At 69.4% G+C, this 25,695-nt stretch carries 22 protein-coding genes; 15 read left to right on the forward strand and 7 right to left on the reverse strand.

Features of this window, described 5'->3' with window-relative positions; all coding sequences use genetic code 11:
- The first annotated feature begins 20 nt into the window (after nucleotides 1–20).
- From leuD to AC1MFL_RS16515, 5 genes are all read left to right on the forward strand, one after another.
- Nucleotides 21–623, forward strand: coding sequence for a 3-isopropylmalate dehydratase small subunit (gene leuD, locus AC1MFL_RS16495; protein ID WP_226759553.1), 603 nt, complete (start codon nucleotides 21–23; stop codon nucleotides 621–623).
- Nucleotides 624–868: 245 nt separating this feature from the next.
- Nucleotides 869–2,194: a UDP-N-acetylglucosamine 1-carboxyvinyltransferase gene (gene murA / locus AC1MFL_RS16500; protein ID WP_479811191.1), complete on the forward strand. Its 1,326-nt coding sequence runs from the start codon at nucleotides 869–871 to the stop codon at nucleotides 2,192–2,194.
- Between the two features lie 11 nt (nucleotides 2,195–2,205).
- A complete protein-coding gene (locus AC1MFL_RS16505) occupies nucleotides 2,206–3,000 on the forward strand; it encodes a lysophospholipid acyltransferase family protein (RefSeq protein ID WP_479811193.1) in 795 nt (264 codons plus the stop codon).
- A gap of 11 nt (nucleotides 3,001–3,011) precedes the next feature.
- Nucleotides 3,012–4,049 carry an NAD(P)H-dependent glycerol-3-phosphate dehydrogenase gene (locus AC1MFL_RS16510; protein ID WP_479811195.1) on the forward strand — a complete coding sequence of 346 codons (1,038 nt, stop codon included), beginning with the start codon at nucleotides 3,012–3,014 and terminating at the stop codon, nucleotides 4,047–4,049.
- 2 nt (nucleotides 4,050–4,051) lie between these two features.
- Nucleotides 4,052–5,197, forward strand: coding sequence for a D-alanine--D-alanine ligase family protein (locus AC1MFL_RS16515; RefSeq protein WP_479811197.1), 1,146 nt, complete (start codon nucleotides 4,052–4,054; stop codon nucleotides 5,195–5,197).
- A gap of 68 nt (nucleotides 5,198–5,265) precedes the next feature.
- On the opposite strand, the gene AC1MFL_RS16520 is transcribed toward AC1MFL_RS16515, so the two are convergent.
- Nucleotides 5,266–5,775 (reverse strand): DUF3515 family protein, encoded by a 510-nt coding sequence (locus AC1MFL_RS16520; RefSeq protein ID WP_479811199.1) that lies wholly within the window; start codon nucleotides 5,773–5,775, stop codon nucleotides 5,266–5,268.
- Between the two features lie 236 nt (nucleotides 5,776–6,011).
- Here AC1MFL_RS16520 and thiL point away from each other — a divergent pair, with 236 nt between their 5' ends.
- The 4 genes from thiL to rsmD are packed head-to-tail and all read left to right on the forward strand — an operon-like array spanning nucleotide 6,012 to nucleotide 11,011.
- A complete protein-coding gene (thiL, locus tag AC1MFL_RS16525; protein WP_479815531.1) occupies nucleotides 6,012–7,022 on the forward strand; it encodes a thiamine-phosphate kinase in 1,011 nt (336 codons plus the stop codon).
- A gap of 22 nt (nucleotides 7,023–7,044) precedes the next feature.
- Entirely contained in the window at nucleotides 7,045–8,106 is a 1,062-nt protein-coding gene (locus AC1MFL_RS16530) for a DAK2 domain-containing protein (protein WP_479815533.1), read from the forward strand.
- Complete coding sequence (locus AC1MFL_RS16535) at nucleotides 8,096–10,354, forward strand: ATP-dependent DNA helicase RecG (RefSeq protein ID WP_479811201.1); 2,259 nt, start codon at nucleotides 8,096–8,098, stop codon at nucleotides 10,352–10,354. Before AC1MFL_RS16530 ends, AC1MFL_RS16535 begins: the two co-directional genes overlap by 11 nt.
- A 30-nt stretch (nucleotides 10,355–10,384) precedes the next feature.
- Nucleotides 10,385–11,011 carry a 16S rRNA (guanine(966)-N(2))-methyltransferase RsmD gene (gene rsmD, locus AC1MFL_RS16540; RefSeq protein ID WP_479811203.1) on the forward strand — a complete coding sequence of 209 codons (627 nt, stop codon included), beginning with the start codon at nucleotides 10,385–10,387 and terminating at the stop codon, nucleotides 11,009–11,011.
- Here rsmD and AC1MFL_RS16545 read toward each other — a convergent pair.
- Genes AC1MFL_RS16545 through AC1MFL_RS16555 form a run of 3 tightly spaced genes read right to left on the reverse strand, consistent with a single transcriptional unit; the run spans nucleotide 11,008 to nucleotide 13,852 of the window.
- Nucleotides 11,008–11,790 (reverse strand): spermidine synthase, encoded by a 783-nt coding sequence (locus AC1MFL_RS16545; protein ID WP_479811205.1) that lies wholly within the window; start codon nucleotides 11,788–11,790, stop codon nucleotides 11,008–11,010. The genes rsmD and AC1MFL_RS16545 overlap by 4 nt on opposite strands.
- A complete protein-coding gene (locus tag AC1MFL_RS16550; protein WP_479811207.1) occupies nucleotides 11,790–12,998 on the reverse strand; it encodes an aminotransferase class I/II-fold pyridoxal phosphate-dependent enzyme in 1,209 nt (402 codons plus the stop codon). The genes AC1MFL_RS16545 and AC1MFL_RS16550 overlap by 1 nt, the downstream gene beginning before the upstream one ends.
- The gene (locus tag AC1MFL_RS16555; protein WP_479811209.1) at nucleotides 12,995–13,852 is read right to left on the reverse strand and encodes an SDR family NAD(P)-dependent oxidoreductase; all 858 of its coding nucleotides are present in this window, start codon (nucleotides 13,850–13,852) and stop codon (nucleotides 12,995–12,997) included. The genes AC1MFL_RS16550 and AC1MFL_RS16555 overlap by 4 nt, the downstream gene beginning before the upstream one ends.
- 48 nt (nucleotides 13,853–13,900) lie before the next feature.
- Here AC1MFL_RS16555 and coaD point away from each other — a divergent pair, with 48 nt between their 5' ends.
- From coaD to mutM, 5 genes are all read left to right on the forward strand, one after another.
- Entirely contained in the window at nucleotides 13,901–14,401 is a 501-nt protein-coding gene (coaD, locus tag AC1MFL_RS16560) for a pantetheine-phosphate adenylyltransferase (RefSeq protein WP_301227544.1), read from the forward strand.
- A 173-nt stretch (nucleotides 14,402–14,574) separates the two neighbouring features.
- Nucleotides 14,575–15,099 (forward strand): YceD family protein, encoded by a 525-nt coding sequence (locus AC1MFL_RS16565; protein ID WP_301227542.1) that lies wholly within the window; start codon nucleotides 14,575–14,577, stop codon nucleotides 15,097–15,099.
- 36 nt (nucleotides 15,100–15,135) lie between these two features.
- Complete coding sequence (gene rpmF, locus AC1MFL_RS16570; protein ID WP_009356569.1) at nucleotides 15,136–15,339, forward strand: 50S ribosomal protein L32; 204 nt, start codon at nucleotides 15,136–15,138, stop codon at nucleotides 15,337–15,339.
- A gap of 21 nt (nucleotides 15,340–15,360) precedes the next feature.
- Complete coding sequence (rnc, locus tag AC1MFL_RS16575; RefSeq protein ID WP_479811212.1) at nucleotides 15,361–16,122, forward strand: ribonuclease III; 762 nt, start codon at nucleotides 15,361–15,363, stop codon at nucleotides 16,120–16,122.
- A 9-nt stretch (nucleotides 16,123–16,131) separates the two neighbouring features.
- Nucleotides 16,132–17,103, forward strand: coding sequence for a bifunctional DNA-formamidopyrimidine glycosylase/DNA-(apurinic or apyrimidinic site) lyase (gene mutM / locus AC1MFL_RS16580; RefSeq protein WP_479811214.1), 972 nt, complete (start codon nucleotides 16,132–16,134; stop codon nucleotides 17,101–17,103).
- Here the strand turns inward: mutM and AC1MFL_RS16585 are convergent.
- Genes AC1MFL_RS16585 through AC1MFL_RS16595 form a run of 3 tightly spaced genes read right to left on the reverse strand, consistent with a single transcriptional unit; the run spans nucleotide 17,055 to nucleotide 21,783 of the window.
- The gene (locus AC1MFL_RS16585; protein WP_479811216.1) at nucleotides 17,055–18,068 is read right to left on the reverse strand and encodes an NAD-dependent epimerase/dehydratase family protein; all 1,014 of its coding nucleotides are present in this window, start codon (nucleotides 18,066–18,068) and stop codon (nucleotides 17,055–17,057) included. The genes mutM and AC1MFL_RS16585 overlap by 49 nt on opposite strands.
- Nucleotides 18,065–20,767, reverse strand: a complete 2,703-nt coding sequence (locus AC1MFL_RS16590) for an alpha/beta fold hydrolase (RefSeq protein WP_479811218.1) — start codon at nucleotides 20,765–20,767, stop codon at nucleotides 18,065–18,067. Before AC1MFL_RS16590 ends, AC1MFL_RS16585 begins: the two co-directional genes overlap by 4 nt.
- Nucleotides 20,761–21,783 (reverse strand): 3-oxoacyl-ACP synthase III, encoded by a 1,023-nt coding sequence (locus AC1MFL_RS16595; RefSeq protein ID WP_479811220.1) that lies wholly within the window; start codon nucleotides 21,781–21,783, stop codon nucleotides 20,761–20,763. Before AC1MFL_RS16595 ends, AC1MFL_RS16590 begins: the two co-directional genes overlap by 7 nt.
- A gap of 284 nt (nucleotides 21,784–22,067) precedes the next feature.
- Between AC1MFL_RS16595 and smc the strand changes: the two genes are divergently transcribed.
- Nucleotides 22,068–25,676: a chromosome segregation protein SMC gene (gene smc / locus AC1MFL_RS16600; protein WP_479811221.1), complete on the forward strand. Its 3,609-nt coding sequence runs from the start codon at nucleotides 22,068–22,070 to the stop codon at nucleotides 25,674–25,676.
- Nucleotides 25,677–25,695: the final 19 nt, after the last annotated feature.

A 25,695-nucleotide genomic window follows, 5' to 3' on the forward strand; every position in this document is an offset into this window, starting at 1 on the left:
ACAGCCCAGAAGGATCCGTCATGGAAAAATTCACCACCCACACCGGAATAGGCGTCCCGCTGCGCCAGAGCAACGTCGACACGGACCAGATCATCCCGGCCGTCTACCTCAAGCGCATCACCCGCACCGGCTTCGAGGACGCCCTGTTCGCGGCGTGGCGCAAGGACCCGGCGTTCATCCTGAACCAGGAACCCTTCAACGCCGGCTCCGTGCTCGTGGCCGGCCCCGACTTCGGCACCGGATCCTCCCGGGAGCACGCCGTCTGGGCGCTCAAGGACTACGGCTTCAAGACCGTGCTGTCCTCACGCTTCGCGGACATCTTCCGCGGCAACTCCGGCAAGCAGGGCCTGCTCGCCGCCGAACTGGCCCAGGACGACATCGAACTCATCTGGAAGGAACTGGAGAACGCCCCCGGCACCGCGGTCACCGTGGACCTCGTCTCCAAGACCGTCCAGTGCGGCAACATCGTGGCTCCGTTCGAGATCGACGACTACACCCGCTGGCGCCTCCTCGAGGGCCTGGATGACATCGGCCTGACCCTCAAGCATGAGGAAGACATCACCACCTTCGAGACCACCAGGCCGTCGTTTATGCCCAAAACCCTGCCGGCCAGGCTGTCCTAGCTTTCCAGTTGCCCTGACCCGCACTGACCTGCGCCGCCACTGCAACGCGGGGTCACGTACGGCCCGTCCCGGAACCCCGGACCGGCCGTACGTGACCCCGCGTTGTCTGGTTTTCGACGGCGGCCGCCGGGGCACGGGCGACAGGCCGGGCGCACGCCGTATTTCAGATCGGTAACGCTAGCTCCTATGCTTAGCTGGTGCCTTTGTAAGGATTTGGGGGCGAGTAGTCGTGAGGAAACCGGTATATGAGTAGTGTTTTGACAATCCGCGGAGGCGTCCCGCTGACTGGCCGCGTCACCGTGCGGGGGGCCAAGAATCTTGTCCCCAAGGCCATGGTGGCTGCCCTGCTGGGCAATGAGCCGTCCGTGTTGCGCAACGTCCCTGAAATCAAGGACGTCGAGGTTGTCACCAGCCTGCTCCAGTTGCACGGCGTCACCGTCGAGAAAGACCCCGTTACCGGGGATCTGACCCTCGACCCGACCAACGCGAAGACGGCCTCGCACACGGCGATCGACGCGCACGCCGGCGATTCCCGCATCCCGATCCTGCTGTGCGGTCCCTTGATCCACGCGATCGGCGAGGCCTTCATTCCGGACCTGGGCGGCTGCAAAATCGGTGACCGCCCCATCGACTACCACCTGAACGTGCTGCGGCAGTTCGGCGCCGTGGTGGAAAAGCGCCCCGGCGGCATCCACATCTCCGCCCCCGACGGGCTCAAAGGCGCCAAGATTTCCCTGCCGTACCCCTCCGTGGGGGCCACCGAACAGGTGCTGCTGAGCGCCACGAGGGCCGAGGGCATCACCGAGCTTTCCGGTGCGGCCACCGAGCCGGAAATTGTCGACCTCATCGCGGTGCTGCAGAAAATGGGCGCGATCATCAGCGTCCAGACGGACCGCACCATCCGGATCGAGGGCGTCACGGACCTCGGCGGCTACAACCACCGGGCGCTGTCGGACCGCAACGAGTCGGCCTCCTGGGCCTCGGCGGCGCTGGTCACCCGGGGCGACATCTTCGTCGAAGGCGCCACCCAGCGCGACATGATGACCTTCCTCAACACCTACCGCAAGGTCGGCGGCGGAATGGACATCGGCGACGACGGCATCCGCTTCTATCACAAGGGCGGCAAGCTCAACCCGCTGGTCCTCGAGACGGACGTGCACCCCGGCTTCATGACCGACTGGCAGCAGCCGCTGATTGTCGCCCTGACGCAGGCCGAGGGTGTGTCGATTGTCCACGAAACCGTGTACGAGAACCGCTTCGGCTTCACCGAGGCCCTGATCCGGATGGGCGCCAACATCCAGGTCCACCGCGAATGCCTCGGCAGTGTCCCGTGCCGCTTCGGCCAGCGCAACTTCCTGCATTCAGCCGTGATTTCCGGCCCCACCCAGCTGACCGGCACCGATATCGACGTACCGGACCTGCGGGGCGGCTTCAGCCACCTGATCGCGGCGCTGGCCGCCAACGGCACCTCGCGGGTCACCGGAATCGACATCATCAACCGCGGCTACGAGCGCTTCACGGAGAAGCTCGCGGGCCTGGGCGCCGATTTCGACATCACCGCCGCGAAGTAGCGGGGGACGAAGTGAACGAATCGGCGAAGAGCCGCATCACCTTTGTCGTTGTCGCCGGGATTGTCCGGCCGGTAATGAACCTGCTGATGCGGAAGGAATGGATCGGCCTGGAGAAGCTGCCCGCCGGCGGCTTCATCGCCGCACCCAACCACTGCACCGAAATCGATCCGCTGGTGGTGGGGCACATGCTGTACAACCAGAAGCGGATGCCACGCTTCCTGGCCAAGTCCGGACTCTTCAAGGTGCCCGTGCTGGGATTCGTGCTGCGCGCCACCAAGCAGGTCCCGGTGGAACGCTCGACGGCGGGCGCCAACCGGGCATTGCAGATCGCCAAGGAAGTCGTCGACGAGGGCGGGGCCATCATCATTTACCCCGAGGGCACGCTGACCCGGGACCCCGGACTGTGGCCCATGAAGGGCCACACCGGTGCCGCGCGGATGGCGCTGGAAGGCGGTATTCCCGTGGTGCCGATGGCACACTGGGGAGCCCAAGAGGTCTTGCCCCGCTACGCCAAGCGGTTCCACATCTTTCCGCGCAAGACGTCCCGACTGGTCGTGGGGGATCCCGTGGACCTGAGCGCTTTCACCGGACGTCCGCTGGACAAAGCCACCCTCACTGAGGCCACCAACGTGATCATGGATGCCATCACTGATCTCCTGGCCACGCTCCGCGGTGGACAGCCGCCCCTGGTCCGCTGGGACCCTTCGGCCCACAACCAGTCCACGCACGGCCGGTTCATCGAGGCCGACGGCAAAGCCGGCGGCCCCGGCACACCCAAAGAGAACCTTGGGGACAGCGACGAATGACATTCGATCAAATGCGGGGACCATCCGCCACGAACGTTGCCGTACTCGGCGCCGGATCATGGGGGACCACCTTCGCGAAGATCCTCGCGGACGCGGCCGCCGCGTCCGGCGTGGAGCGCGACATCCGGCTCTGGGCCCGACGCGCCGAGGTCGTCGAGCAGATTAACCTGAAGCACCGGAACGAGCAATACCTCACGGACATCGCCCTTCCGCCCAGCATCACCGCCTCCACCGACGTCGCCGAAGTCCTGGCCGGAGCCCAGCTGGTGGTCCTCGCGGTCCCGGCCCAGACCCTGCGGCCACAGCTGCGCGAATGGAAACACCTGCTGCCCCAGGGCGCCCTGGTTGTCTCCCTCATGAAGGGCCTGGAACTGAATTCTGACGCCCGGATGAGCGAGGTGATCTGCGAAGAGCTGGGCATCCCCGCCAGCCACGTCGCCGTGGTGTCCGGGCCCAACCTGGCCATGGAAATTGCCCGGGAAGAGCCCACCGCTTCTGTTGTGGCATGCTCCGACTTTGGTGCCGCCAGCTGGGTCGCGCGGAGCTGCACCGCACCGTATTTCCGGCCGTACACGACGGCGGACGTAGCCGGCGTGGAAATCGGCGGCATCGTCAAGAACATCATCGCCCTCGCCGTGGGCATCTGCGAAGGCAAGCAGATGGGCGACAACACGAAAGCTTCTGTCATCACCAGGGGGCTTGCGGAAACCTCGCGGCTCGCACTTGCCCTCGGCGGCCAGGCCCAGACAATGGCCGGCCTCGCCGGCCTCGGTGACCTCGTCGCCACATGCTCCTCGCCGCTGTCGCGGAACCATACCGCCGGCCGCCTGCTGGGCACGGGGCTGACCCTGGACCAGGTCACGGCGCGGATGACGCAGACCGCCGAGGGAATCAAGTCAGCTCAGGCCGTGCACGAGCTCGCCGGCAAGCTCGGCGTCGAAATGCCCATCACCGCGGCCGTTGTTGCCGTGCTGGCCGGAAAACTGTCCGTAGACGAACTGGGGCCGCTGCTGCTGTCCCGGGACCTGAAACGCGAAGGCGATTACTGAGAGTGTCGGAACTAAACGAATCAACACAAGGCCGGGCCGCACGGTCCAGGCCCCGCGTGGCCGTCCTCTTCGGCGGCCGCTCCAGCGAACACGCCGTCAGCTGCGTCACCGCGGCCGGGGTCCTCGGTGCCATCGACCAGACGAAGTACGAGGTCATCCCGATCGGGATCGCCAAGACCGGCCAGTGGGTACTGGCTTCCGGTGACACCGACGACTGGTCACTCTCTGCATCGTCCCTGCCCGAGGTCGCATCCTCGGCCCAGACCGTGACGCTGGCCGAAATCGGCGGCGAACACCAGCTCATCGTGGCCTCCCCGAACGAGGTCCCGCACGAACTGGGCGCGGTGGACGTGGTGTTCCCGCTGCTGCACGGCCCGTTCGGCGAGGACGGCACCATCCAGGGTTTCCTGGAACTCTCCGACACCCGCTACGTGGGTGCCGGTGTACTTGCGTCCGCCGTCGGCATGGACAAGCACTTCATGAAGGTGGTCTTCGAATCCGCCGGGCTCCGCGTGGGGCCCTACATCGCCGTCACGGACCGGCAGTGGCGCAACGATCCCGAAACCGTCCGCAAACGTGTGGACCAGCTCGGCTTCCCGGTCTTCGTCAAGCCCGCGCGGGCCGGCTCCTCGATGGGCATCTCCAAGGTGGACTCCCTCGACGGCCTGGACGCAGCGATTGAGGCCGCCCGTCAGCACGATCCGAAACTCGTCATCGAGGCCGGCGTTGTCGGCCGGGAGATCGAATGCGCCGTGCTGGAGGGCAGGGGCACCGACAGCCCCCGGACGTCCATGCCGGGCGAGATTTCCGTGGCTGGCGGCGGGCACGAGTTCTACGACTTCAATGCCAAATATGTGGACAACGCGGCGGCGCTCAGCTGCCCGGCCGACCTCCCGGACGAAGCCATCGCCAGGGTCCGTGAGCTGTCCGCCGTCGCTTTCGACGCAGTCGGGGCCGAGGGGCTCAGCCGGGTCGACTTCTTCTACACCCCCGAGGGCGAGCTGATCATCAACGAGATCAACACCATGCCCGGGTTCACGCCAAAAAGCATGTACCCGCAGATGTGGAAAGCGTCCGGCCTGGGGTACGCGGAACTCATCGACGAACTGATCTACCTGGCGCTGCACCGCAAAACAGGCCTGCGCTAGACCGGCGGCCCTGCGCCAGACCCGCGGGTCCGGCCACCGGTGCGCGGTGGCCAGGCCCTGCCGGGACGCTACGGGGTGGGCGGCAGGTTCTGCAGGTCCGCCTGGCCCACGCAGTTGCGCGTCGCCGGCACCTTGGCGGCTGCGGCCGCGAGGTCGGCCAGTACGGTTGCCGAACTGATTTTGTCCGGGTCCATCAGGATCTCGGTTGCCGGTTCGCGTCCGAAGGTCGTCAGCGTCCACACCGGGTCGCCTTCCTTAATGACCCAGTCGACGCCGTTGACGCTGACGCAGCGGTCCGTCGTCGGCCCCGGAACATTCACCCCGCAGCGCAGGACCACGAGGGACGGATCCCCCCACGCTGCTGTGGCCTGGCTGTTGGTCTTGCGCAGCTTGGCTTCGCCGATCGCATCCGGCAGCGCGACCATCATCGGGGCACACGCCGCGTTCGCGGCGTCCTTGGCCGGCGTGACGTCGACAACCGGAGCGCAGGCGCTCAGCAGGATCCCTGCCGCCGCCGCCGCCGCCGCGGCCAGACTGCGGAGCGGACGTGCGGAAGCCGGGAAACGGAAGCGCTGCATACTTCAAGCCTATCCCGGCCTGCCGGGCGTTGTGGCAAGGCGCTGCAGCCGCTAGCGCTGAACACGCTGCCCCGGCGTATCGCCCGCCGGTTCCGGCGCTGTGCGGCTGTGGCGGGCCCGCGCGGTAGCGTAGGGCTGTGCCTGAACACGAGCCTGTCCCACTTTCCGAAGCGACCCTGTCCGGGGTGACGCCGCCGAGGCCGGCCCTGCCCGGGCCGACGCCGTCCGGCGCGGCCCTGACCGTGGCGGGGCTCTCCGAATCCCAACTGCTGGAACGCATCTTCCCGCGCCTGCACTACGGCCAGGAACACAACCCGTCCCTGATCCTGGGCCCGGGCGACGACGCCGCCATTGTGGCCGTTCCGGACGGGCGGACCGTCCTCAGCATCGACACCCAGGTGGCGGACCAGGACTTCCGCCTGGAGTGGAACAACGGCTACCGGACCACCGGTTACGACGTCGGCTGGAAGGCCGCCGCGCAGAACCTCAGCGACATCAACGCCATGGGGGCGCGGGCCACGTCCCTCGTGGTCAGCCTCACCATGCCCCCGGAAACCCGGGTTGCCTGGGTCGAGGACTTCGCCGACGGACTCAGTGCCGGCATCCGGGACCTCGGTGCCCCGGACTGCGCCGTGGCCGGCGGGGACCTCGGCCGCGGCCGTGAGCTGGCGGTGAGCGTGGCGATTCTTGGCAGCCTCGACGGCCGCGCCGCCGTGCTGCGCTCCGGGGCCCGGCCCGGGGACGTCCTGGCGCTCGCCGGCACCGTGGGCCGTGCCGCGGCGGGTCTCGCGCTGCTGGAATCGACGAACCCCGTCGAGGCCCTGGACCGGGAACAGCGCGCCCTGATGGATACCCAGTGCAGGCCCATGCCCCCGCTCGCCGCGGGCCCGCTGGCCCGGGATTCCGGAGCCACAGCCATGATGGACATTTCCGACGGGCTGGTCCGTGACGGCCAACGGATGGCGTCCGCCAGCCACACCGTCCTGAACCTCGACGCGGCGGCACTGCGGGAACTGGCGGTTCCGCTGCTGCCTGCCGCCGGGTTGCTCGGCGCAGACCCAATGGCCTGGGTCCTGGGCGGCGGGGAGGACCACGGGCTGCTTGCCACATTCCCACCCGGTCTTCAGCTGCCTCACGGTTTCACTGCGATAGGCTCGGTAGAAGCCCCTGCACCAACGGACCGCGGGGGCGTCAAGATAGCGGGCAGGCCCGCTGACACTGTGGGATGGGATCACTTTGCAGACTAAGATTGCCGCGAACGCGCAAGCGATGAAGCGGTGGTTGAGCAAGGCAGAAACAACGCTTGGAAACCACAGCGACCGCCTGAACGCCATCAACATCTTCCCGGTTGCCGACGGCGACACCGGCACCAACCTGTACCTGACCGTGCGGGCCGCCGCCCAGGCCCTCCACAGCCTGGACACCGCCGCGCTGCCACAGATCAGCCCGGACCCGTCCCTGCATTCCTTCGGCCCGCCGGACCCGGCCCGGAACGACGTTGGCGCCGTCCTCGCCCGGGCCGGCCTGGCCGCCATGGAAAAGGCCCGCGGCAACTCCGGCACCCTGCTCGCTGTCTTCCTCTGCGCCGCGGCCGAACCCCTCGCCGGCCACCACCGGCTGAGCGCGCCCCTGCTGGCCGCGGCGCTGAACCGGGCCCAGCTCCGGGCCTGGTCCGCGTTGAGCGACCCGGTTCCCGGCACCATGCTGTCCGTGATGGAGGCCGCCGCCCGCGCCGCGGCCGCCGTGGACTCTGCGCACGACGGCGACGACAGCAACCACACCCTTGGCCTGGCCCTGGACGCCGTCGTGGACGCAGCCGTCGCGGCTGTGGTGCGCACTGAGGACCAGCTGGAGGCCCTGCACGCCGCCCACGTGGTGGATGCCGGCGGCGTCGGGATGCTGCTGGTCCTCGACTGCCTCCGCTCCGCCGTTCTCGGTGAGGAACTCCAGGACCAGCTGCTCGACGGACTGCACGGCTACGACGTCCAGGACCCCCACATCCATGCCGGCATGCCGCGTGACGAAGGCGTGGAAGTCATGTGCACCATCACGCTTTCACCCCTGGACGCCGCCATGATGCGCCAGCGGCTCGACGAAATGGGCGAGTCCGTCATCATGAGCCAGGTCGGCGGGGCCGCCGACGCGTCCGGGACCTACCGCTGGCGCGTCCACGTCCACGTGCCCGCCGCCGCGCCGGCCGTCGCGCTGATCCGCTCCCTCGGCGAACCCTCGGACATCAGCGTCACTGACCTTGCCGTGCCGGACGCTGAACCCCGCGACTCCGCCGACCGCGAACCCGCAGGACAGGCCCCCGACGGACATGAACGCTGAGCTGCGCAACGCCGAAGCGGCACTGGCCCTGGAACGCCGGGTCGGCAAGCGTTCCGCGGCGGTCATCGAAAAGCACCTTGGCATCGCCACCGTCGGCGGCCTGCTGGACCACTTCCCCCGCCGCTACATGGACCGCGGCGAACTGACACCCATCAGCGAGGTTCCGCTCGACGAGGACGTCACCCTGATTGCCCGGGTGGTCAGCAGCAGCTCCCGGTTCATGAAGACCCGGCGCGGCTCGCTGACCGACGTCGTGATCACCGACGACGCCGGCGCCGCGGCCCCGGGCGCCGGCCGGCCCGGCACCCTGAAGGTGAGTTTCTTCAACGGCCACCGGGCCAAGGCCGAGCTGCAGCCGGGCCGCCGCGCCCTGTTCTCCGGAAAGATCACCCGCTACGGAGGCGCCCTGGGGCTGACGAACCCGGACTTCCAGCTGCTGGACGAGGACCCGGACACCCCCGGGATGGACCCGGAGGCGCTCGCCGCCATGCCCATCCCGGTATACCCGGCCACCGCCAAGCTGACCAGCTGGTCCATCCAGAAAGTCGTCTCCACGCTGCTGGAGACCGCGGACCTGGACGCCCTGCCTGACCCGCTGCCGGCGGAGATCACGGCCCGGGAGAAGTTCGTGCCGGTCGCCGACGCCTACCGGCTCATCCACGCCCCGCACGGCCCCGCAGACTGGCAGCGCGCCCGGGACCGGTTCCGCTACCAGGAAGCCCTGGTGCTCCAGTCCGCCCTCGCCCGGCGCCGCGCCCAGCTCGCCGCGGAGGAGGCCACCGCCCGCCGGGCCGCCGCGGAGGGGCTGCTGGCCGCCTTTGACCGGCAGCTGCCCTTCACCCTGACGGCCGGACAGGCCGCCGTCGGGAAGACCCTGGCCGCTGAGCTCGCCCAGGACTCGCCGATGAACCGGCTGCTCCAGGGCGAAGTCGGTTCGGGGAAGACCATCGTGGCCCTGCGCGCCATGCTGCAGGTGGTCGACGCGGGCGGACAGGCTGCCCTGCTGGCCCCGACCGAGGTCCTTGCCGCGCAGCACTTCGAATCGATCCGCCGCACGCTCGGGCCGCTGTCCCGCGACGGCATGCTTGGCGGCTTCGGCCCCGACGCGGTCCAGGTCACGCTGCTCACCGGCTCCATGCCGGCCGCGGCCCGGAAACAGGCCATGCTGGACGCCGCCTCGGGAACCGCGGGGATTGTCATCGGCACCCACGCCCTGCTCAGCGACAACGTTTCCTTCTACGACCTCGGGCTGATCGTGGTGGACGAACAGCACCGCTTCGGCGTCGAACAGCGCGACGTGCTCCGGTCCAAGGCCAGGAAGCCCCCGCACCTGCTGGTCATGACCGCCACCCCCATCCCCAGGACCGTGGCCATGACCGTGTTCGGCGACCTCGAAACGTCCGTGCTCGACGAACTGCCGGCCGGGCGCGCGCCGATCACCACCCACGTCGTCGGTCTCGCGGAACACCCGGCCTGGGCCACCCGCATCTGGAGCCGCGCCCGGGAGGAGATCGACGCCGGCCACCAGGTGTACATCGTCTGTCCGAAGATCGGCTCGGACGACGACGGGGACTTCAGTCCCGGCGAGGCCGAACCGTCCGCCGCGGATCCCGACGGCGACAGCGCGGCGCGCGAACTGGCATCCGTCACCGCCGTCGTCGAACAGCTCCGGGACGAACCGGCCCTGGCCGGCGTGCCCGTGGCGCCGCTGCACGGCCGGCTGGACCCGGCGCTGAAGTCCGAAACCATGGCCTCCTTCACCGCCAACCAGACCAAACTCCTGGTCTCCACCACCGTGATCGAAGTGGGCGTGGACGTCCACAACGCCACCCTGATGGTGATCCTGGACGCGGACCGCTTCGGCATCTCGCAGCTCCACCAGCTCCGCGGCCGGGTGGGCCGCGGCGGGCTGCCGGGCACCTGCCTGCTCGTCACGGCCCTGGAGCCCGGCCACCCGAGCCGCCGCCGGCTCGACGCCGTTGCGGCCACCACCGACGGCTTCGCACTCTCCCAGGAGGACCTCAAGCTGCGCCGTGAAGGCGACATTCTGGGCGCCTCGCAGTCCGGCGGCCGGTCCACGCTGAAGCTGCTGCGGGTCCTGGAACACGAGGACGTGATCGCCCGGGCACGGCAGGACGCGCAGGCGATCGTCGGCGGCGACCCCTCACTGGGCGCCCACCCCGCCCTCGCCGCATCGATCGACGAATACCTCAATCCGGAAAAGGAGGCGTTCCTTGAACGCGGCTAACACCATCCATGCATCCACGGGGATACAGCCATGAGCCGCATCATTGCCGGTGCCGCGGGCGGAACGACCCTGGTCAGCGTCCCCGGGTCCCTGACCCGGCCCACCACTGACCGGGTCAAGGAAGCGCTCTTCTCCCGGCTGGACGCCTTTGAGGTCATCGCGGACGCCCGCGTGCTGGACCTCTACGCGGGCTCCGGTTCCCTCGGCGTGGAAAGCGCCAGCCGCGGGGCGGAGAGCGTCGACCTGGTGGAATTCGACGGGAAGGCCAGCGAGGTCTGCCAGCGCAACGCGGACCTGGTCAACACCGTCGCCGGGCGCAAGGTCGTCACCGTGCACCGCTCCAAGGTCGATTCGTTCCTGGAACGCGCCCAGGACGGCGTCCGCTGGGACCTCGTCTTCCTGGACCCGCCCTACCCCCTCGACGAGCCGGCACTGGCCGGGGTGCTGGCCAAGCTGCTCCCGCATCTGGCCGCGGGCGCCGTCGCCGTGGTGGAGCGCTCCTCCCGGTCGCCCGAGCCGGGCTGGCCGGACGGGATGGAGCGGTTTGCCGAACGGAAGTACGGGGAAACGAAACTCTGGTTCGCCGAACCCAGCGTGCAGGAAGGCGCCGAGGAGACCGACCCGGACCAGGCAGCAGAGACGAACAGCGCCGGCTAGCCGGAGAGCGCGTCCAGCGCGACGCCGGAGAGCACCTTCGCGGGGTGCGGCCCGCGGGCGGTGAGCGCCGCGGTCCACACCTCCGGCCAGGGTCCCTGCGTCCCGGTCAGGATGATGTTGCCGGGGTAACGGCCGCCGAACATGCCGGCCTCGGCAAAGGCGGAGACGTCGGACATCGCCCGGCGCAGCGCGGCCACCTGGCTGCGGACCAGCGTGAGCCCGGGTTCATCGCCCACGTTGACGATCAGGACCCCGCGGGGACTGAGCCTTGCCGCGGCTTCGAGGTAGAACTCCGTGCAGGCGATATGCTCCGGCGCCTCGGGCCCGGAGAAGATGTCCAGGATCACGACGTCGAAGCGCAGTTCCGGGGGCAGCTCGGCCAGGGCGTCCCGGGCGTCGCCGATCAGGGTGTGCAGCCGGGTGCCCTCCGGCAGGGGGAGCTGCTGCAGCACGAAGTCCAGCAGTTCCCGCTCCAGCTCCACCGCGTACTGCACGGAGCCCGGCCGTGTGGCCTGGATGTAACGGGCCAGTGTCAGCGCACCCGCCCCGAGGTGCAGGGCCGTGATGGGTTCGCCCCAGGGGGCCGCAAGATCCACCACGTGGCCGATCCTGCGCAGGTACTCGTAAAAAATGTCCGACGGGTCCGCAAGATTGACGTGCGACTGTTCCGCACCGCCGATGCTGAGGACAAAGCCGCCCTCGGTGAAGGCGTCGGGCTCGATGGTCGCGTGCTGGCCGGTGGCGCGCAGGAAACGCGAGGCCGGGGGAGTGTCCGGCATCAGAGCCTGTCGCGGAGGGTCGCGAGCCGTTCGGCGGCTTCCTGCAGCACGTCGATCCGTTTGCAGAAGGCAAAGCGCAGCAGGCTCCGGGTACGTTCGGCGCCTTCCGGGTGGCAGAAGACCGGCACCGGAATCGCCGCGACGCCCACGAGCGCGGGCAGCCGGCGGGCCAGGTCCACGGCGTCGGTGATGCCCAGCGGGGCGGTGTCCACGTTCACGAAGTACGTCCCCTGCGGGGTGAAGACGTCCAGTCCGGCCGCACGGAGACCCTCGCTGAGGATGTCGCGCTTGAGCTGCAGGGTGTCGGCGATTCCGGCGTAGAACTCGTCCGGCAGGCCGAGGCCGGCCGCGATGGCGCTCTGGAATGGGGTGCCGGAGCTGTAGCTCAGGAACTGCTTTACCGTGCGCGCCGCGGCGACCAGGTGCCCGGGCCCGCTGAGCCAGCCAATCTTCCAGCCGGTAAAGGAGAACGTCTTCCCGGCGGAGGAGACGGTCAGGGTGCGTTCCGCGGCGCCCGGCAGGGTGGCCACCGGGATGTGACGGGCCCCGAAGGTGAGGTGTTCGTAGACCTCGTCGGTGATGATGATGGCGCCGTGCCGGATGGCGAGCTCGACGACGCGTTCGAGCACTTCGCGGGGGAACACCGCGCCGGTGGGGTTGTGCGGGTTGTTGACCAGCACCACCCGGGTGCGGCTGCTGAACGCCGCGTCGAGGGCGTCCAGGTCCGGCATGAAGTCGGGGGCCAGCAGGGGTGCGGTGACGTGGCGGGCGCCGGAGAGGCCGATGATCGCGCCGTAGGAGTCGTAGAACGGCTCAAACGTGAGCACCTCATCTCCTGGCCCCACGAGGGCCAGCAGTGAGGCGGCAATGGCCTCGGTGGCGCCCGTGGTGACGATGATCTCGGTCTGCGGGTCCGGCTGCAGGCCGTAGAAACGCTCCTGGTGGAGCGAAATCGCCTCCCGCAGCTCCAGGATGCCTTTGCCGGGGGCGTACTGGTTGGCGCCGGCGGCGATGGCGGCCTGCGCGGCCGCCTTGATCTCCACCGGACCGTCCTCGTCCGGGAAGCCCTGGCCGAGGTTGATCGCGCCGGTCTGCAGGGCGAGGGTGGTCATCTCCTCGAAGATGGTGACGCCGAGGGTGCCGTCCGGGGAGAGGAGGTTGGCTCCGGTCGCTGTCCGCTGCCACGGGAGCTGCTTCGGGGAGTTCACCGCTGGCCCGTCTTCTCGGCCCGCCCGGTGAACTTGTCCATGGTGGAGTAGATCCCGAAGACCTTCCCGCCCACGAAGTCCCAGGCCCGCACCGGCAGCAAGCCGCGCAGGACTTTGCCCAGCTGCGCTGTCGCCGGGGCGATCAGTTGCGGCCGGCCGGCGGCGGTGGCCCGCCACGCCCGGTCCACGGCGTCCTCCGGCGTCATCAGCGGTGTCAGCAGCGGGCCGCGGGCGCCGGCGAACATCCCGGTGGAAATGTAGCTGGGGCAGAATGTCGTCACGGCGAGGTGGCGGTAGCCCTGCTGTTCGAGTTCGAGCCGGAGCGAGTCGCTCCAGCCAATGACGGCCCACTTGGACGCCGCGTACACGCTCATCCTCGGGTTGGAAACGGTGCCGGCGGCGGAGGCGATGTTGAGGATCCGGCGCGGCCGGCCGGCGTCGGCCATCATGCCCGGCAGGAACGCGTGGGTGACGTACATCGGCGCCAGCGCGTTGATGTCCATGGTCAGGGCGATGTCCCGCTCCGGGTTGTGGTCCCAGAAGAGCGCACCGCGGACGATGCCGGCGTTGTTGACCAGCAGCGTCAGCGGACCTTCCTCCGCGCAGTCCGCCGCGGCCGCGGCGATCGCCGTGCGGCTGGCGAGGTCCACCTGCCGGACGACGGCACGGGCGCCGAGGGCGGCGACTTCGGCGGCGGTCTTCGCCAGGCCGGCGGCGTCGACGTCCCAGAGAATCACGACGCCGGCGCCCTCGCGGGCCGCTCGCAGGGCGTAAAGACGGCCCATGCCCATGGCGGCCCCCGTTACGAGAACCACGCCCCCGGACACAGTGAAGGGAATGCTTGATGCTGACATTCAGCCATGTTATCCCGGCCGGCGGCAGCAATACGGTAGGTTCGGAGGATGAGACGCGCCGTATGCCCTGGCTCCTTTGACCCGATCCACAATGGCCACCTGGAAGTCATTGCCAGGGCCGCAGGCCTGTTCGATGAAGTCATTGTCGGCGTCTCCACGAACTACGCCAAGAAATACCGGTTCACGCTGGAGGAGCGCATTGACATGGCGAAGGAGACCCTGGCTTCCCTGCGGGGCATCGTGGTCGAGCCGGTCGGGGAGGGACTCCTCGCGGAGTACTGCCGCCAGCGGGGCGTGTCCGCCATCGTCAAGGGCCTCCGCTCCTCCTCCGACTTTGACTATGAGCTGCCGATGGCGACGATGAACCGGCAGCTGACCGGCGTCGAGACAGTCTTCCTGCCCGCCGAGAGCCACTACCTCCACCTGTCCTCCACTTTGATCAAGGAAGTGTTCACCCTGGGCGGTAATGTCTCCGACTTTGTGCCCCGCTCGGTGCTGAAACGGCTGCACCCGGGCGGGCCGGTCCAGGATCAGCCGCGCAGAGGGTAAGCTTGATCGGTACTCGGCGGCCTGCTGCCGGTTGCGGGGCCTGAATCCGAAGCGGCCTGCGGTGCGAACTGCAGGATGCCACCGGCTTGAGTCCGCCCGGCAGATCAGGCTAGGATAGTACGTCGGTCATATGTTCAACAGGAGTTCTCATTAAACGAGATGCTAGTTCGCCCTTGGTTTTTGACGTCAAGGACCTCGGACGCAGTCCGGGAAGCATGCGGACGCTGACAGAACATGTACCCGCACCAGGTGATCTTGGTGTGGCGCTCATCGGCGTGCAGGAAGGCTCGGATGTCGAGCTGGATCTGCGGCTTGAGGCCGTACACGAAGGAATTCTGGTATCAGGAACCGCGCACGTCGAAGTTACTGGCGAGTGCGGCCGATGCCTGGATCCCCTTGCGTATGACCAAGAGGTCGATGTGCAAGAACTTTTCTTCTATGAGGACGCTGTGTTCTCGGATGAGGAAGACGAAGAAGAGCAACGTCGAATCGAGCACGATCTGATCGATCTTGAGCCGGTGTTGCGGGACGCAGTTGTAACCATGCTGCCGTTCCAGCCGGTGTGCCGGGAAGACTGCCAGGGCCTTTGCTCCGAATGTGGAGTTCGCCTGGAAGACGAGCCGGGGCATCACCACGAGGTGGTAGATCCTCGCTGGGCTGCCCTAGCTGACTTGGCTAAGCCTGACCGGCAAAACTGATTTGTAAGTGTTGGACTAGAGAGAAATGAGTTAGCCGTGGCTGTCCCGAAGCGGAAAATGTCTCGCTCGAATACCCGCGCCCGCCGCTCCCAGTGGAAGGCAACTGCCCCCCACCTGGTGAAGACTGTCGAGAACGGCCAGGTTACGTACAGCCTGCCGCACCAGGCAAAGGTCGTTACCGACTCGGCAGGCACCGCGCTGTTCCTTGAATACAAGGGCCGCAAGGTCGCAGACGTCTAATCCGCCAACTGGCTGACTAAGATGTCTTCAACTGAAGAGCTTCTGAAGCGTCTCGGTGTCACTATTGACGCCGGGACGCTTCGTCTTGCGCTCACACACCGTTCCTACGCCTACGAAAACGGCGGCATCCCCACCAACGAACGGCTCGAGTTCCTCGGCGACTCCATCCTGGGGTTCTCGGTCACCGACGCCCTGTACCGTGACAACCCCACGCTGCCCGAAGGTGACCTGGCCAAGCGCCGTTCCGCCGTCGTCAGCACCCGGGCACTCGCGGGAATCGGCCGCAGCATCGGGCTTGGCGAGTTCATCTACCTCGGACAGGGCGAAAAGCTCACCGAGGGCAAGAACAAAGCCTCGATCCTCGCGGACACCATGGAGGCGCTGATCGGCGCCACCTATGTCTCCAATGACATCGAGACGGCGCGCCAGCTGGTCATGCGCCTGATCGGACCGCTCCTGGCGGATGCCGCGGCGCTCGGTGCCGGCACCGACTGGAAGACTTCCATCCAGGAGCTCGCGGCCAGCCGCCAGCTCGGGACGATCAACTACGCGGTGGAGGGCTCCGGCCCGGACCATGCCCGGACCTTCGAAGCCATCCTGCGCATCGGCGGGACCGACTACGGCAGCGGGTCGGGCAACTCCAAGAAGGAAGCCGAGCAGGAAGCCGCCGCGGATGCCTGGCGCAGGCTGTCGGCTCCGTCGGTTGTTACGCCGGAGGCCGGGCCGACCGGCGGGCCCGGTGCGTCCGGCCCGGAGCAGCTGCAGTCCCAGCCCGGCGCCTAGGCCCGCCCGGTGCCTGAACTGCCCGAGGTCGAAGTTGTCCGCCGCGGCCTCGTGAGCTGGTTGCGGGGCCGGACCATCACCGCCGTTGAGGTGGTGGATCCGCGCTCCGTCCGCCGGCACGCGCTCGGCCCGGAGGACTTCGCCGGCAACCTGGAGGGCGCCCGTGTCCTGGACGTGGTCCGGCGCGGAAAGTTCCTTTGGCTGCCGCTGTCGGACACCCCCGCGGACGGTCCCGGCGGCGGCGCAGCCGGAGCGCCAACTCCGGCGGTGGCCCTCATGGCGCACCTGGGCATGTCCGGACAGCTGCTGATGCAGGACTCCTCGGTCTCCGACGAGAAACATCTGAAAGTCCGCCTGCGGCTCAGCCCCGCGGAGGGCATGCCGGAACAGCTCCGGTTCGTGGACCAGCGGATTTTCGGTGGGCTCTTCCTGACCTCGCTGGTCCCCACCGCGGACGGCGGCCCCGGCGGCCTCGCCGAGACTCCGCTGCCGCTCATCGCCGCCGAAGCTTCCCACATTGCCCGGGACCCGCTGGATCCATGCTTTTCCTTCGATGAGTTCTACCGCCGCCTCCGCGCCCGCAAGACAGGCCTCAAGCGCGCCCTGCTGGACCAGGGGCTCGTCTCGGGGATCGGCAACATCTACGCGGACGAGGCACTCTGGAAGGCGCGGCTGCACTTTGCCCGGCCCACGGACACGCTGCGGCGGGCCGATGCGCTCCGGGTCCTTGACGCCGCGCGCGAGGTCATGACCGATGCCCTGGCCGCCGGCGGGACCAGTTTTGATGCGCTCTATGTCAACGTCAACGGGGCGTCCGGCTACTTCGACCGCTCCCTGAACGCCTACGGCCGCGAGGGCAAGGAATGCAAACGCTGCGCCGCCGCCGGCCTGGTCAGCACCATGAGGCGGGACCAGTTCATGAACCGCTCGTCCTATAGCTGCCCCGTCTGCCAGCCGAGGCCGCGCAACGGCCGCTGGTAGGTCCCGTAGTGCGCGGCCAGCCGCGCCAGGGCCTCGTCAAGTGACACGGCGGGAGTCCAGTCGAGAAGTTCACGGGTCCCGCGCTGGTCGAACCAGTGGGCAGTGGAGAGCTGTTCCGCGAGGAATCTGGTCATCGGTGGTTCTCCTTCCCGGCCGGCCCGGGTCCAAATCTTCTCCACCACCGTTCCTGCCGCCCGCGCGAGCCGGCCCGGTACCGTCCAGGACGGCGCGGGGACACCGGCGGCGGCGCAGATGCCCGCCAACAGCTCGCCGACCGGGCGCGGTTCGCCGTTGCTGACCACGAGCGCCCGGCCGTGGACATGCCCCATGCGGTGCAGTCCGGCGACGATGGCCGCAGCCGCGTTGTCCACGTAGGTGGTGTCGATCAGGGCCGCCCCGGCGTCGAGCAGCGGCAGCCGGCCGCGGCCGGCACGTTCCAGCACCCGTTCCACCAGCTGCGTGTCGCCGGGGCCCCAGACGATGTGCGGGCGCACCGCCGCTACCCGGAAGTCCGGGCTGTCCGCGGCCAGCGCCAGCAGTTCGGCCTCGGCCTTGGTGCGCGAGTAGTGTCCGTGCGCGCGGGCCGGGTCCGCGGGCTCGGCGCCCAGGCCGGCGATGGCGGCCCCGGAGTTGGCCACGGACGGGGACGACACGAACACCAGGTCCCGGACCCCGGCCCCGCGGGCCACCCGGAGCAGCCGGCGGGTGCCTTCGACGTTGACCTCGTCGAATTCCGCCGGGCGGCCGGTGAACGAGACTTTCGCGGCCAGGTGGATCACGCCCTCGGCGCCGGCGGCGGCGCGGCGGACGGCGTCCTCGTCCGTGACAGACCCGCAGAGGTCCGCGGCGCCGTCGACGCCCGCGGGACGGCGCTGGAAGGTGGTGACGGCGTGGCCCTGGCGCACCAGCAGCCGTGCCACTTGCCCGCCGAGCAGGCCGCTTGCGCCGGTGACGAGGACCCTCACGGCGTGCCCGGACGGCCGCCGGCCAGCACCGCCGAAGCCCACCGGGACAGGCGGGTCCTGTCGATCTTGGCGTTGTGGCGGATGTCGGTCGGCTGGGAGGGGACAACAAGAACCGCCGAGACGCTGACACCTGCCTGCCGGGCCGCCCCGCGGACGCGCCCGGCGAGCTGCGGCGCGGCAGGGCCCGCCCGGCGGGCGGGGGGTACAGTCTCGACGACGGCGACGACGGCCTGCGTCCCCGCCGGGCCGATGCCGACGACGGCGGCCAGCCCGACGTCGGACAGGCGTTCGATGGCCTGCTCGGCACCCACAGGCGTGATGACGGTACCCGGCGCCGTTACGACGTGCGCGAGGCGCCCTTCCACCCAGAGCCGGCCGGCGGCGTCGAAGTGCCCGACGTCGCCGGTGCGGTGCCATCCGGCTGTGCGGGCGCTCTCGCGCTGGGTCAGCCAGAGCCTGTCGTAGGCCTCCTTCACATGCGGGGCGCTGACGAGGATCTCGCCGGTCACTCCTGCCTCGGTGACGGGGTCGTTCCCCGGTGCGGTGCCGTCCGCGGCGAGCGGGATGACGGCCACACGGGCGCCGTGCACCGGCCGGCCCACGCATACGCCGTTGCCGGCCCCGGCCACGGTTCCGGCGGCGGCCTCGGCCCCGGCGGCGCGGATCTGTTCGAGGCTGACGTCGGTGGCGGGCAGCACCTCGGTCATCCCGTACGGGGTGTGCAACGAAGCCAGGGGCAGCAGCCGCTGCACCTGGGCGAGCAGTGATTCGGGGACGGGCGCGCCGGCGGAGAGCAGCAGTTCCACGCGCCCCAGGGCCTCGTATCCGGCCCGGCCCAGGCCGCCCCGGGTCGCGAGGACGTTGCGCAGCGCCGCGGGTGAGGCGAAGACCACGGTGGCGTCGATGGCCGCGGCAGCGTCCGCCAGTGCGCGGGCCGTCAGGGTGCGGGGCGCCGTCACGTCCATGGCTGGCGTCACCGAGACGGCCCCGAGTGCCGGTCCCAGCAGGGCGAACGGCGCGAAGCCAGCCACCAGGCGTGCGCCCGGGCGGATCCCCAGCGTCACGGCGACGGTGTCCCGCATCGCCGCCAGCTGCCGGTGGGAATAGAGCACTCCCTTGGCGGGGCCGGTGGATCCGGAGGTGAAGAGCACAGCCGCCGGGGCGTGCGGGTCCGGACCCTGCAGCGGCGGCGTCTTCCCCGAGAGGAGCTCTCCCCGGTTGGCGAGGACGGCCAGGGAGGTCTCCACGGCCAGAAGCCGGCGGCGGGCGGCCGGCAGCTCCCGCACACTGATGCGCCGTCCCGGCCAGCCGAGCACAGATGCCGCCGCGAGGGCCTTGTCGATGCCGATGAGGAAATCCGGGGTGGCGCCTTTGACGGCGCGGCTGAGTCCCCGGGTGCCCAGGCCGGCATCGGCCACGACCACCACCGCGCCGAGCCGGAGACAGGCGTAGAGGACCACGGTCAGGTCCACGCCCGGGGGAACCATCAGGCTCACCCGGCTGCCGGGCCCCACACCGGCTTCCTGCAGGCCCGCTGCGAGCGCGGCAATACTTTGTTCCAGCTCCTGCCAGCTGAGCGAGCGGGCGACGCTGCCGTCCGCGGCCATTTCCGCGACAGCTGTGTCGCCGCCCCCGGGTCCGTTCGCCGCCTCGGCGAGCGGCGCCCAAAGGGGCGGAGGCCCGGTGCCGGGTTCCAGCGGCCCGGCCCGGTCCTCCGGCGTTGGGCCGGCGCGCAGAGAGTCCGTCCGCTGGACGCCGGGTCCGCTGTCCCGGCCGTGTTCGGAAAGCCACTCGAAAACGGGAGTGGCTATGTCCCGGTCCTCCGCGACCAGGTGGCCGGCCCCCTCGAAGCGGTGCACTTTCGCGGAGGGCAGCCGGCCGATGAGGTCCTTCAGGTACCGGTCGGAAAAGATCGGGTCCCGCGGTCCCCACAGCATCAGGGCCGGGACCCCCAGCCCGCTAAGCCCTTCGGCGACGCGGCCAAGGGCCGGGAAGCTGGGATGTGACGCGTCGGCGGGAATGTCCGCGACAAAATTCCCCACGCCGGCGCGGCGGCCGGCGCCGCGGTAGGGCGCCATGAAGGCGCTGCGGACATCCGCGGCCAGCGGCGGGCGGGCCAGGGAGTGCGTCACCCGCAGGAAGGCGTCCGACGTCGTCGTTCCCCAGCGGTGCACCGCCGGGTGCAGGGCAAGCCGCAACGCCGGCGGGATGCGGGAGCCTGGGGACTGGTGGACAGCGGTGTTGGTGAGGACCACGCCGGCGAGCTGCTCCGGATGCGCCAAGGCCCAGCCGAGGCTGATCACGCCGCCCCAGTCGTGGCCGACGGTCACGACCAGGCCGCCCAGCCCGAGCGCGGCAGTGAGGTCGCCCAGGTCGTTGATCCGGTCCGCCAGGCGGCGGAAGGTGCCGGTGCGCTCCGAGAAGCCCATATCCAGTTGGTCCACCGCCACCACGCGCCAGGGATGCGCGGGGTCGGACCCGGCGGCCAGCAGGGTACGCCACAGGTAGGACCAGGTCGGGTTGCCATGCACGCACAGCAGGGTCCCGGCAGGAGTCAGGCCCTGGCGGGACAGCTGGGCGCCGTTGTCGAGCAGGTGCCAGCGACGCACGGTTCCGGGCCCGTCCGGGGCGGAGGTGGACGCCACCTCGATTTTGCGCGACCATTCGGGGTCGACGCCGGGCCAGTCGGCGGCTACCAAACTATTTCGACCATGGCGGTGTTGAGGCCGGAACCGACGCCCATGCACAGCACCCGGTCCCCGGGGCTGAGGCTCTGCGCTTCGGCCGCGAGGGTCATAGGGAGGGAGGCCGGGCCCACGTTGCCCCAGTGCGGAAACGTGATCGGCACCTTGTCCGGGTCCAAGTCAATGGCCCCGATGATGGCCTGGGTATAGGCGGTACTCACCTGGTGCGTGACGTAGCGGTCCATGGAAGCCCAGTTCCACTCCGGCTGGGCCTCGTGCCAGGCATCGACCACGAGCTGCAGGCCGCCGTCCAGCAGGGCTTTGGTGTCTGTGGCCATGCCGTCGATGCCGCCCACGCACAGTTCGTGGTGCTCAGTGCCGGCGCGCATCACGCCGCCGAGGATCCGGTGCGCCCCTGGGTTCTGGTCGGCGGGGCCCAGGACGGCGGCAGCGGCTCCTGAGCCGAGGGTGAGTGTGGCAAACTCACGGTTAAAGTCCTCGCGGGTCGTCTCGGGTCGCTGCAGCCTGGCCAAGGTGGCCTCCTGCGTTGCCTGGGCGTCCTCGCCGTTGACGATCACTGCGTACTTGATCTGGCCCGAATCGATCATGTTGGCCGCCAGGGTCATGCCATTGACGAATCCGAGGCAGGCGTTGGCCAGGTCGAAGTTCATGGCCGAGGACGGCAGGCCGAGTCCGTGGTGGATCTTCACCGCGACCGACGGTTCAAGGTTGCGCCGCGTGACGGAGGTGTTGATCAGCAGGCCGATCTCGGACGCTTCGATGCCGGACTCGGCCAGTGCCTTGGCGCCCGCCTCGATGGCGGCGTCGTCGAACGATGTCCCTGGCGCCCACCAGCGCCGGTGGGTGACGCCGGCAACCCTTTCGAGCAGTTTCGGGGGGAATTTCAGCCGCCGCAGGGTCGCAGCCAGCCTGTGGTCGAAATCCGTGGAACTGACGATCCTCGGAGCCTCGACGCTTGTCACTGAAAGCAACGCGGTGTTGCGGTGTCGGAATGTTGCATTCCCTATCAAAATTACGCCTCTGTTCGTGTCTGTCCTGCGCTCCGCGGTTGACCGCACCTTCAGGCACAAGCCCAAGGGCTTAACTATGCCCGTTGCAGATCCATTCCCGCAGATGCCGCCCGTGGCGTCTGCCGCCGCATCGGCGGCCGGCCCCCACCGGTTCTGCGCGGAATTCCCACAGCTCCGCAGTAGATTGTAGGTATCAGGGGCCGTCCCCGAACATCCGAGTTCGTCCGAATCATGCTTTCGCCCAACCTCGTGTCCAGTCCGCCGAGCAGGAGATCCGAAACACCTTGCACCTCAAAACCCTGACCGTCCGGGGATTCAAGTCCTTCGCCTCGGCGACGATCTTCGAATTCGAACCGGGCGTCACCGCCGTGGTCGGCCCCAACGGCTCGGGCAAGTCCAATGTGGTGGACGCCCTGGCCTGGGTGATGGGCGAGCAGGGCGCCAAGACCCTCCGCGGCGGCAAGATGGAGGACGTGATCTTCGCGGGCACGTCCGGACGCCCGCCGCTGGGCCGCGCCCACGTCTCACTCACCATCGACAACAGCGACGGCGCCCTGCCGATCGAATACAGCGAAGTCACGATTTCCCGCACGCTGTTCCGCACCGGCGGTTCGGAATACGCCATCAACGGCGCCGGCTGCCGGCTCTTGGACATCCAGGAACTCCTCTCCGACTCCGGCCTGGGCCGGGAGATGCACGTGATCGTGGGCCAGGGGCAGCTGGACAAGGTCCTCCACGCCACCCCGGAGGACCGGCGCGGTTTCATCGAAGAAGCCGCCGGCATCCTCAAGCACCGGCGCCGCAAGGAAAAAACGGTCCGCAAACTCGAAGCCATGCAGGCCAACCTGGCCCGGCTCAGCGACCTCACCGGCGAAATCCGGCGGCAGCTCACCCCGCTCGGCAAGCAGGCCGAAGTGGCCAGGCGTGCCCAGACCGTCCAGTTTGAAGTCCGCGACGCCCGCTCCCGCCTCCTGGCGGACGATCTCGTCCGGCTGCAGACGGCCCTGGCCCGGGACGTAGCGGACGAGAGCGCACTCAAGGCCCGCCGCGGCGTCGTCGGGCACGACCTCGAGCTCGGCAGGCAGCGGCAGGCCAGCCTCGAACAGCTCGCCGCCGAAGCCACCCCCAAACTCACCGCCGCGCGCGAGAACTGGTACCAGCTCACCGCCGGGCGCGAACGGCTGCGCTCCCTGGGCTCGCTCGCCGAGGAACGGCGCCGGCTGCTCGGGGCCTCCGACAACGTCCCTGATTCCGGCCGTGACCCCGATCAGCTCGACCGGCAGGCCGCCCGCGTCCGGGAGGAACAAACCGGGCTGGAGCGCCAGATCGTGGACCGCCGCAGCGCACTGGCCGCCGCCACGACCGCGAAACAGGACGCCGAACACGCCGCCGCCGCCGAGGACAAGCGGCTCGCGTCCTTGCTCCGCGCCGCCGCGGACCGCCGCGAGGGCCTGGCCAGGCTTGCCGGGCAGGTGGGCGCCGCGCGCTCCCGGGTCGAGTCCGCGCAGGCCGAACTCGGCCGGCTCCGCGAATCCCTCAAGGCAGGGGAGCAGCGCCGCCGGCTGGCCCACAGCGAGTTCACCGCCCTTGAAACCCAGGTCGCCGGCGTGGAGGACGGCGAGGAGACCCTCGACGCCGACTACGAGGACGCCAGCGCGGCACTGGACGCCATCGCCGCCGAGATCGAGGCCCTGAAGACGGCCGAACGCGAAGGCGAACGGGAACGCGGTGCCCTCCTTGCCCGGCGTGACGCCCTCCAGCTCGGACTGAACCGCAAAGACGGTTCGGGCCACGTCCTCGGCTCAGGGATTTCCGGGGTCCTCGGATCCCTGGCGTCCATGATCACTGTGGAACCAGGATTCGAAACCGCCGTCGCCGCGGCCCTCGGCGCCGCCTCCGACGCCATCGTGGTGCAGGGCAGCGAGGCTGCGGCCGCCGCGGTCCAGCTCCTGAAGGACGACGACGCCGGCCGGGCCGCCCTGCTGCTGGCAGGGGAAGTTGCCCCCGGAGCCGACGCCCGGCCAGCTTCCGACGGGCAGCTCCCCGCGGGCGCCCGGTGGGCCTCCCGGCTCGTCACGACGTCCGGTTCGGATCAGGATGCCGCCTCCCGGCTGCCGCTGTCCGGGCTGCTGGCGGATATCGCCGTCGTCGAGGGCCTGGACGGTGCGGCGCAGCTGCTTGCCGGCCGCCCGGAACTGACCGCCGTGACCCTGGCCGGGGACGTCCTGACCGCACTGACAGTCAGCGGAGGCTCCGCGAAGGCGCCCTCGCTGATCGAAGTGCAGGCCGCCGTCGACGATGCCTCCGCGCGGCTTGCCGAGGTGACCGCGGAACTGGAACGGCAGCGTTTCGCTCTCGCGTCCGCGCAGGCCAGAAGGGCCTCGGCGCAGGACCGTGCCGATGCTGCGCTCGAAAAACTCCACGATTCGGATGCCCGGCTGGCCGCCGTCGCCGAACGCCTGGGCCACCTGAATTCCGTGTTGCGCAGCGCCGTCGGGGAAAGCGAGCGGCTCGCCGCCTCCCTTGCCAAGGCCGAGGCCGGCATCGTGAGCGAGCAGCAGGCGCTCGAAGCCGTGGCGGCACGGCTCGCCGCCGCACAGGAAGCGCCGGCCGAGGAGGAACCCTCCCCGGAACACCGTGACGCCCTCGCCCTGGCTGCCTCACTGGCCCGAAGCGCCGAAATGGAGGCCCGGCTTGCCCTGCGCAGCGCCGAGGAACAGCTCACAGCCACCCGCAACCGGGCGTCGTCGCTTGAACGCGCTGCCGCCACCGAACGGCGCGCCCGCGAGGAGGCCGCCGAACGGGCACGGCGCCGTCGGCTCCAGGCCAAACGCGCTGCGGCCGTCTCCGCCGCCGTCGGCCAGGTGATCGGCCACATCGATGTGTCCGTGGAACTTGCCGCCCGGGAGCGGGACCGCGCCGAGCAACACAAGGAGCAGATGGACGGCGAGCTCGCCGCATTGCGCAGCAACAACGATGCCCTCGCCCGCGAACTGGCCCAACTAACCGACTCCGTCCACCGCGACGAACTGGCCCGCACCCAGCAGCGCCTCCGGATCGAAGCCCTCGAGCTTCGAAGCATCGAGGAGCTGGGACTGACCGCGGACCAGCTGGTGGCAGATTTCGGCCCGGACCAGCCTGTCCCCGTGGCCGCCACGGCACAGGCGGACAAGTGGGCGGCCCTGCGCGCCCCGGTGGACGAGGAGGGCCGCGAGATCGTGGCGGGCAAACCCTTTGTCCGCGAGGAACAGGAGAAACGGCTGAAACGGGCCGAACGGGACCTGTCGGCGCTGGGCCGGGTCAACCCCCTGGCGCTGGAGGAATTCGCGGCCCTCGAAGAACGCCACCAGTTCCTCAGCACCCAGCTCGAGGACCTGAAATCCAGCCGCAAGGACCTGCTGGACATCATCAAGGAAGTCGACGAACGCGTCCAGAAGGTCTTTGCCGAAGCGTTCGAGGACACCTCGGCGCAGTTCGTCAGGATTTTCGCGCGGCTGTTCCCGGGCGGCGAGGGCCGGCTGGTCCTCACCGACCCCTCGGACATGCTCACCACCGGCATTGAGGTCGAGGCGCGCCCGGCCGGGAAGAAAATCAAGCGGCTCTCGCTGCTTTCCGGCGGGGAACGTTCGCTGACCGCCGTCGCGCTGCTCGTGGCGATCTTCAAGGCCCGGCCGTCACCGTTCTACGTCATGGACGAGGTGGAGGCGGCCCTGGACGACACCAACCTGGGCCGGCTCATCACCGTCTTCGAGGAGCTGCGCGAATCCAGCCAGCTCATCATCATCACCCACCAGAAACGCACCATGGAGATCGCGGACGCCCTCTACGGCGTCACGATGCGCGGCGACGGCGTTTCCACCGTCATCAGCCAGCGGCTCGGCGCGGAGGTCTGAGGGACGCCCGCCCGCGTTT

The sequence above is a fragment of the Arthrobacter sp. BG3 genome (assembly GCF_056680185.1).